Raw genomic sequence first — 9,643 nt, forward strand, 5'->3', positions numbered from 1 at the left:
GACGAGGACAAACCGATGCCGGAATTCCCGCAAGGCCAGCCCGACCAGCAGGAGAAAATCGTCGATTATCTCCGGCGGGTCACCTCCGACCTCCGACGCGCCCGACGCCGCCTGGACGAACTGGAATCCAAGGACCACGAACCCATAGCGATCGTCGGAATGGGCTGCCGACTCCCCGGCGGCGTCAACGCCCCCGAATCCCTGTGGGAGCTGGTGTCCTCCGGCGCCGACGCCATATCCGGATTTCCCGCGGACCGCGGCTGGGACCTGGCCACCCTCACCGGCAGCGGCGAAGGCAGCAGCACCACCCACGAAGGCGGATTCCTCTACGACGCCGCCGACTTCGACGCCGCCTTCTTCGGCATCTCGCCGCGCGAGGCGACCGCCATGGACCCCCAGCAGCGCCTCCTCCTCGAAGTCGCCTGGGAAGCCCTGGAACGCGCCGGCATCGCCCCCACCTCCCTGCGCGGCAGCCGCTCCGGAGTCTTCGTCGGCTCCTACCACTGGGGCGCCCCCGCCGCCGACACCGCCACCGAACTCCACGGCCACGCCCTGACCGGCACCGCCGCCAGCGTCCTCTCCGGCCGCCTCTCCTACACCCTCGGCCTCGAAGGCCCGGCCGTCACCGTCGACACCGCCTGCTCCTCCTCGCTGGTCGCCCTGCACCTGGCGGCCCAGTCCCTGCGCACCGGCGAATCCGCCCTCGCCCTGATCGGCGGCGTCACGCTCCTGACCGAGCCCTCCGTCTTCGTCGAGTTCAGCGCCCAGGGCGGCCTGGCCCCCGACGGCCGCTGCAAGGCGTTCTCCGACGCCGCCGACGGCACCGGCTGGGCCGAGGGCGTCGGCGTCCTCGTCGCCGAACGCCTCTCCGACGCCCGCCGCAACGGCCACCCCGTCCTCGCCGTCCTGCGCGGCTCCGCCGTCAACCAGGACGGCGCCTCCAACGGCCTGACCGCCCCCAACGGCCCCTCCCAGGAACGGGTCATCCACGACGCCCTCACCCGGACCGGCCTGACCGCGGCCGACATCGACGCCGTCGAGGCCCACGGCACCGGCACCCGACTCGGCGACCCCATCGAGGCCCAGGCACTGCTCGCCACCTACGGCCAGGCCCACACCCCCGACCAACCGCTCTGGCTCGGCTCCCTGAAGTCCAACCTCGGCCACACCCAGGCCGCCGCGGGCGTCGCCGGCGTCATCAAGATGGTGATGGCGCTCCGCCACGGCCGACTGCCGCAGACCCTGCACGCGGACGAGCCCTCCTCGCACGTGGACTGGTCGACCGGTACGGTGCGGCTGCTCACCGAGGCCCGCGACTGGCCGGAGACCGGCCACCCGCGGCGCGCCGCGGTCTCCTCGTTCGGCATCAGCGGCACCAACGCCCACGCCCTGCTGGAACAGGCACCCGAACCCGCAGACACCACGGACGCCGCCGACACCGCTCCCGCACGACCGGTCGCGGCCCTGCCCTGGATCCTCTCCGGCCACAACGAACAGGCCCTGCGCGACCAGGCAGGCGCCCTGGCCACCCGAGTGACGGCCGACCCCGCACTCCGGCCCCAGGACATCGGCCACACCCTCCACACCGCCCGCGCCCTGCTCGAACGCCGCGCCGTCGTCGTCGCCCCCGACCTCCCCGAACTCCTCGCCGGCAGCCAGGCGCTGGCCGCCGGCCGCGCCACGAACACCGTCGCCGAGGGCGTCGCGGACGTCGAGGGCCGCACCGTGTTCGTCTTCCCCGGCCAGGGCTCGCAGTGGGTCGGGATGGGCGCCCGACTGCTGGACGAGGCGCCGGTCTTCGCCGAGCGGATGGCCGAATGCGCCGAGGCGCTGGCCGAGTTCACCGACTGGTCGCTCCTCGATGTGCTGCGGGGCGCCGAGGGCGCGCCGTCGCCGGAGCGGGTGGACGTGGTCCAGCCGGCGTCGTTCGCGGTCATGGTGTCGTTGGCGGCGCTGTGGCGTGCGCACGGCGTGGAGCCGGACGCGGTGGTGGGGCACTCGCAGGGCGAGATCGCCGCCGCGGTGGTCTCCGGCGCGCTGTCGCTGCGGGACGGCGCCCGCGTCGTGGCGCTGCGCAGCCAGGCGATCGGCCGTTCGCTGGCGGGACGCGGCGGGATGATGTCCGTCGCGCTGCCGGTCGACGCCCTCGAAGCCCGCCTGGACGGCTTCGCGGGCCGGGTCTCGGTGGCCGCCGTCAACGGCCCCGGCTCGGCGGTGGTGTCGGGCGAACCGGCAGCACTGGACGAGCTGTACGCCCAGCTCACCGCCGAGGAGATCCGCGCCCGGCGGATCGCGGTGGACTACGCCTCGCACTCGCACCAGGTCGAGGACCTGCACGACGAACTGCTCGAAGCGCTCGCGGAGGTGGCCCCCCGGCCCTCGGAGATCCCGTTCTTCTCCACGGCCACCGGTGACTGGCTGGACACGAGCGAGCTGAACGCCGACTACTGGTTCCGCAACCTGCGCGGACGGGTGCGGTTCGCCGACGCGGTAGGGGAGTTGCTGGCGGCGGAGTACCGGGCGTTCATCGAGGTCAGCTCGCATCCGGTACTGGCGATGGCGGTACAGGAGGCGATCGACGAGGCCGGCGTACCGGCCCTCGCCTCCGGCACGCTCCGCCGCGACCAGGGCGGCCTGGACCGCTTCCTGCTGTCCGCCGCCGAGGCGTTCGTGCGCGGTGTGGACGTGGACTGGGCCGGCGCCTTCGCCGGGACCGGCGCGTCCCTGGCGGACCTGCCCACCTACGCCTTCCAGCGCGAGCGGTACTGGCCCACCCGCACCGCGGCCGACCACCCCACCGCCGACGCGCCGATGGACGCCGAGTTCTGGGCCGCCGTCGAGCAGGCGGACGTCTCCGCGCTGACCGCGGCGCTCGGCACCGACGAGGAATCCGTCGCCGCCATCCTGCCCGGCCTGACCTCCTGGCGCCGGGCCCGCTCCCAGCGCGCCACCCTCGACTCCTGGCGCTACCGCGTCACCTGGACACCACTGACCCAGGTACCTCGCGCAGCGCTGACCGGCACCTGGCTGCTGGTCACCGCCGACGGCATCGACGACGCCGACGTCACCGACGCGTTGGAGACCCACGGCGCCGAGGTGCGGCGCCTGGTCCTGGACGCGGAGTGCACCGACCGGGCCGTCCTCCGGGAGCGCCTGGCCGGCCTGGCGGACGTCACCGGCATCGTCTCCGTCCTCGCCGCGGCGGAGGACCGGGACACCCGCCACCCCGGCCTCACCCGCGGGCTCGCCCTCGCCGTCTCCCTCGTCCAGGCACTCGGCGACGCCGGGGTCCCCGCGCCGCTGTGGTTCCTGACCCGCGGCGCCTTCGCCACCGGACCGTCCGACCCCGTCACCCGGCCCGTCCAGGCCCAGATCGCCGGCGTCGGCTGGACCGCGGCCCTGGAGCACCCCGAGCGCTGGGGCGGCACCGTCGACCTGCCCGCCGCCCTCGACGCCCGGGCCGCCCAGCGGCTCGCCGCCGTCCTGTCCGGTGCCCTCGGCGCCGAGGACCAACTGGCCGTCCGCCCGGCGGGGGTGCTGGCCCGCCGGATCGTCCGCGCCGGACACCGCGGTGGCGGACCGGCCCGCACCTGGCAGCCGCGCGGCACCACCCTGATCACCGGCGGCTCCGGCACCCTCGCCCCCCAGCTCGCCCGCTGGCTCGCCCACCGCGGCGCCGAGCACGTGGTGCTGGTCAGCCGACGCGGCGCGGACGCCCCCGGCGCTCCCGAACTCATCGCGGAACTCGCCGACTTGGGCACCGAGGTGACCGCGGCCGCCTGCGACCTCACCGACCGGGACGCCGTCGCCGCGCTCCTGGACGGCCTCAAGGCCGACGGGCGCACCGTCCGCACCGTCCTCCACGCCGCCGCCAGCATCGAGCTGTCCGCGCTCGCCGACACCACCGTGGAGGCGTTCGCGGGCGTCGTGCACGCCAAGGTGACCGGCGCGCAGATCCTCGACGAACTCCTCGACGACGCCGAACTGGACGACTTCGTCCTGTACTCCTCCACCGCCGGCATGTGGGGCAGCGGCGTGCACGCCGCCTACGTCGCCGGCAACGCCTACCTCTCCGCGCTCGCCGAGCAGCGGCGCGCCCGCGGACTGCGCGCCACCTCCATCCACTGGGGCAAGTGGCCCGACGACGCCGAGCGGGAACTGGCCGACCCGCACCGCATCCGCCGCAGCGGCCTGGAATACCTCGACCCCGAGGTGGCGATGGCCGCACTCCAGCACGTCCTGGACGACGACGAGACCGTCATCGGCCTCATGGACATCGACTGGGACACCTACCACGACGTCTTCACCGCCGGGCGCCCCGCGCACCTCTTCGACCAGATCCCCGAGGTCCGGCGCCGCCTGGACCGGGCTGCCGCCCCCGCCACCGCGGACCCGGCCGCCGGCGGCCTGGCGGCCCGGCTGCACGGCCTCACCGACGCCGAACAGGACCGCCTGCTGCTCACCCTGGTGCGCACCGAGGCCGCCGCCGTCCTCGGCCACGCCTCCGCGGACTCCTTCCCCGAGCGCCGCGCCTTCCGCGACCTCGGCTTCGACTCGGTCACCGCCGTCGACCTGCGCAACCGCCTGGCCGCCGGCACCGGACTGCGGCTGCCGTCCACGATGGTCTTCGACCACCCCAACTGCGCCGCGCTCGCCGCCTACATGAAGGCGACGGCGCTCGGCCTGACCGGCCAGGCATCGCAGCCGGGCGCCGCGACCGGCACGCCGGCCGACGACGACCCGATCGTCGTCATCGGCATGAGCTGCCGCTACCCCGGCGGCGCCGACACCCCCGAGGAACTGCTGCGGCTCGCCCTCGACGGCGTCGACGCCATCTCGGAGTTCCCCACCGACCGCGGCTGGGACGCCCGGGGCCTGTACGACCCCGACCCGGACCGGGCCGGCCACACCTACTCCGTCCAGGGCGGATTCCTGCACGAGGCGGCCGGCTTTGACCCCGGCTTCTTCGGCATCTCCCCGCGCGAGGCCCTCGCCATGGACCCGCAGCAGCGGCTCCTGCTGGAGACCTCCTGGGAGGCGTGCGAGCGGGCCGGCATCGACCCCGAGGCGCTGCGCGGCAGCGCCGCCGGCACCTTCTTCGGCGCCAGCTACCAGGACTACTCCAGCACCGTGCAGAACGGCACCGGGGAGTCCGAGACCCACATGATGACCGGCACCGCGGCCAGCGTCCTGTCCGGGCGGGTCTCCTACCTGCTCGGCCTGGAAGGCCCGGCTGTCACCGTGGACACCGCCTGCTCCTCCTCGCTGGTCGCCCTGCACCTGGCCTGCCAGTCCCTGCGCAGCGGAGAGAGCAGCCTCGCCCTGGCCGGCGGCGCGGCCGTCATGGCCACCCCGCACGCCTTCGTCGGCTTCAGCCGGCAGCGCGCCCTGGCCGAGAACGGCCGCTGCAAGCCGTTCTCCGACGCCGCCGACGGCATGACCCTCGCCGAGGGCGTCGGCGTGGTGGTGCTGGAGCGCCTGTCCGACGCCCGTGCCAACGGGCACCAGGTCCTCGCCGTCCTCCGCGGCTCCGCCGTCAACCAGGACGGCGCCTCCAACGGCCTGACCGCCCCCAACGGCCCCTCCCAGCAACGCGTCATCCGCCAGGCGCTGGCCAACTCCGGCCTGACCACCGCCGACGTCGACGCCGTGGAGGCGCACGGCACCGGCACCAAGCTCGGCGACCCCATCGAGGCCCAGGCCCTCATCGCCACCTACGGCCAGGGCCGCGACCCCGAACGACCGCTGCTGCTCGGCTCGGTGAAGTCCCACATCGGCCACAGCCAGGCCGCGGCCGGCGTCGCCGGCGTCATCACGATGGTGCAGGCCATGGCCGCCGGAGCGCTGCCCGGCACCCTGCACCTCGACGAGCCCTCGCACCACGTCGACTGGGACGCCGGCGCCGTGGCACTGCTCCGCGCCCGCACCCCCTGGCCCGAGAGCGGGCGCCCCCGCCGCGCCGGGGTCTCCTCCTTCGGCATCAGCGGCACCAACGCCCACCTGATCCTCGAACAGGCCCCGGCCGACGAGCCCGCGCCCGCCGCCCCCGAACAGCCCGCGGAGACCGCCACCGACACCGTCGTCCCGTGGCCGCTCTCGGCCAAGTCCGCCGCCGCCCTGCGCGACCAGGCCGCCCGGCTCCTCGCCACCGTGCAGCACGCCCCGGACCTGCCGCCCGCCCGCATCGGACACGCCCTGGCCACCACACGCACCGCGTTCGACCACCGCGCCGTCGTCGTCGGCGAGCGGCACGAGGACTTCCTGCGCGGCCTGACCGCCCTGTCCACCGGCGCCTCGGCGGCCGGCGTGGTGACCGGCGCCGCCGCCCCCGATCCCGCCGGCGTCGTCTTCGTCTTCCCCGGCCAGGGCTCCCAGTGGTGGGGCATGGGCCGCGAACTCCTGGCCACCTCCGAGGTGTTCCGCACCGCGGTCGACGACTGCGCCGCCGCCCTCGCCCCGTACACCGACTGGTCACTGCACGACGTGCTGGCCGGCGAGGGCGACCCCGCCCTGATGGAACGCGTCGACGTGGTCCAGCCCGCCCTGTTCGCCATGATGGTCGCGCTGTCCGCGCTCTGGCGCGCGCACGGCGTCGCCCCCGCCGCCGTGGTCGGCCACTCCCAGGGCGAGATCGCCGCGGCGTACGTCGCCGGCGCCCTCAGCCTCGCGGACGCCGCCCGCGTGGTCGCCCTGCGCAGCCAGGCACTTCCGCAACTGTCCGGGCGCGGCGGCATGATGTCGGTCTCCGCGCCCGTCGAGCGGGTCACCGCACTCCTCGCCCCGTGGCAGGAGGCACTGTCCGTCGCCGCCGTCAACGGACCCTCGTCCGTGGTCGTCTCCGGTGACACCGACGCGCTCGACGCCCTGCACGCCGCCTGCGAGGTGCAGGGCGTCCGGGCCCGCAAGGTGTCCGTGGACTACGCCTCGCACGGCCGCCACGTCGAGGCCGTCCGCGACCGACTCGCCCCCGTCCTCGCCCCGGTCAGCCCGCGCGCCCCCGAGGTGCCGTTCTACTCGACCGTCACCGGCGCCCGCGTGGACGACGCCGCGTTCGACGGCGCCTACTGGTACACCAACCTGCGGCAGACCGTCCGCATGGAGGACGCCACCCGCGCCCTCCTCGCCGCCGGACACCGCGTCTTCATCGAGGTCAGCCCGCACCCCGTGCTCGCCGCCCCGATCCAGGAGACCCAGGAGGCGGTGGCCGCGGACACCGGCGAGTCCGCGGTGGTCCTCGGCTCGCTCCGCCGCGACGAGGGCGGCCTCCGGCGCCTGATCACCTCGCTGGCCGAGGCCCACACCCACGGCGCCCCGGTCGACTGGACCACCGCCTTCGCCCGGCCCGCCTACGCCCCGGTGGACCTGCCCACCTACCCCTTCCAGCGCCAGGACTTCTGGCCCGAACCCCGCCCCGCCACCCCCGCCGACGGCGACGCCTCCGACGCCGCCTTCTGGGAACTGGTGGAGAACCAGGACCTCGCCGCGCTCGCCGCCGCCCTCGGCGTCCCCGCCGACGACGGGCACACCGCGCTCGGCACCGTCCTGCCCGCCCTGTCCACCTGGCGCGCCAAGACCCAGGCCCGCACCCACGCCGACGCGCTCCGCTACCACGTGGAGTGGACCCGCGTCGCCGAGCCCGCCGCCCGCGCCACCGGCCGGCTGCTGGTCGTCGTCCCGCCGGACCACGCCGACACCCCCTGGGTCGCCGCCGCACTCGACGCCCTCGGCACCGACACCCTCCGCTTCGAGGCCAAGGGCACCGACCGCGCCGCCTGGGCCGCGCACCTCGCCCAACTCGTCGAGGACGGCGAGCAGTTCACGGGCGTCGTGTCGCTGCTGGCGGCCGCCGAGGACCTGCACCCGGACCACGGATCGATGCCGCTGGGACTCGGCCAGACCCTCGTCCTGGTCCAGGCACTCGGCGACGCCGGCCTGACCGCGCCCCTGTGGTGCCTGACCCACGGCGCCGTGGCCACCGGCCGCGACGACACCCTCGGCAGCCCGGTGCAGGGCGCCCTGTGGGGCCTCGGCCGGGTCGTCGCCCTGGAGCACCCCGACCGCTGGGGCGGCCTGATCGACCTGCCCGCCACCCTCGACGCCCGCGCCGCCGCCCGGCTCACCGGCCTGCTCGCCGAACCGGCCGGTGAGGACCAACTCGCCGTCCGCGCCTCGGGAGTCCTCGCCCGCCGCCTGGTCCACGCCACACCGTCCGCACCCCACCCCGCCCGGCCCTGGACCGGCCGCGGCACCTGCCTGATCACCGGCGGCACCGGCGGCATCGGCGGCCGGGTCGCCCGTTGGATGGCCGCACACGGCGCCGGGCACCTCGTGCTCACCAGCCGCCGCGGCCCCGACGCACCCGGCGCCGCCGAACTCCGCGCCGAACTGGAGGCGTTGGGCGCCCGCGTCACCCTCGCCGCCTGCGACGCCGCCGACCGCGACGCCCTGGCCGCCCTACTGGCCGAGCTGCCCGACGACCAGCCGCTCACCTCGGTCTTCCACTCCGCGGGCGTGGCCGACGGGGACGCCCGGGTCGCCGACCTGACCCTCGACCAGCTCGACGCGCTGCTGAGCGCCAAGCTCACCGCCGCCCGCCACCTGCACGAACTCACCGCCGACCACGACCTCGACGCGTTCGTGCTGTTCTCCTCCGGCGCCGCCGTCTGGGGCAGCGGCGGCCAGCCCGGCTACGCCGCCGCCAACGCCTACCTCGACGCCCTCGCCGCCCACCGCAGGTCCCTGGGCCTGACCGGCGCGTCCGTCGCCTGGGGCACCTGGGGCGAGGTCGGCATGGCCACCGTCCCCGAGGTCCACGAGCGCCTGCACCGCCAAGGCGTCCGCGCCATGGAACCGGACCACGCCCTCGGCGCGCTCCAGCAGATGCTGGAGGACGACGACACCACCCTCGCCGTCACCCTCATGGACTGGGAGACGTTCGCCCCGAGCTTCACCGCGACCCGCCCCAGCGCCCTGATCAGCACGGTGCCGGAGGCCGTCCGCGCCCTGACCGACGAACCGGCCACCGCGACCGGCGACGCCACCGACCAGGCCGTCCCGCCGCTCCGCCGCCACCTGGACGAACTGTCCGCCGCGGAGCGCGGCCGGGCCCTCGTCGAGGCCGTCCGCGCCGAGGCCGCCGCGACCCTGGGCCACGACACCCCCGATGCCATCCCCGCCGGCCGCGCCTTCCGCGACGTCGGATTCGACTCCGTCACCGCCGTCGAACTGCGCAACCGGCTGCGCACCGCCCTCGGCCTGCCGCTGCCGGCCGCCCTCGTCTTCGACCACCCGACCCCGACGGCCCTCGCCGCCCACCTCGGCCCGCTGCTCTTCGGCACCGCACCCGAGGACGCAGGCACCGGCCGCCCCGACGACCCCGACGCCCGCATTCGCGAGGCGCTCGCCACCGTCCCCATCGGACGACTGCGCAAGGCGGGCCTCCTCGACATGGTGCTCAAACTCGCCGACTCCGATCCCGGCGACGACCCCGCCCCCGAGACCGACGCCACCTCGGAATCCCTCGACGACATGGACGCCGAAGCCCTGCTGCGGCTGGCCACCGAGAACTCGGCGAACTGAAAGAGAGCTGGAGCCCACCATGAGCACGACCCCCAACAAGTACGTCGAGGCACTCCGGTCGTCC

General features: G+C 75.5%; 1 protein-coding gene. It reads left to right on the top strand.

The window, feature by feature from the left end:
* The first annotated feature begins 15 nt into the window (after positions 1 to 15).
* Positions 16 to 9,579, top strand: coding sequence for a type I polyketide synthase (locus ACIQE0_RS19890; protein ID WP_402333786.1), 9,564 nt, complete (start codon positions 16 to 18; stop codon positions 9,577 to 9,579).
* Positions 9,580 to 9,643 lie beyond the last annotated feature (64 nt).

The sequence above is a fragment of the Streptomyces sp. NPDC093097 genome (assembly GCF_044754325.1).
Lineage (GTDB): Bacteria > Actinomycetota > Actinomycetes > Streptomycetales > Streptomycetaceae > Streptomyces.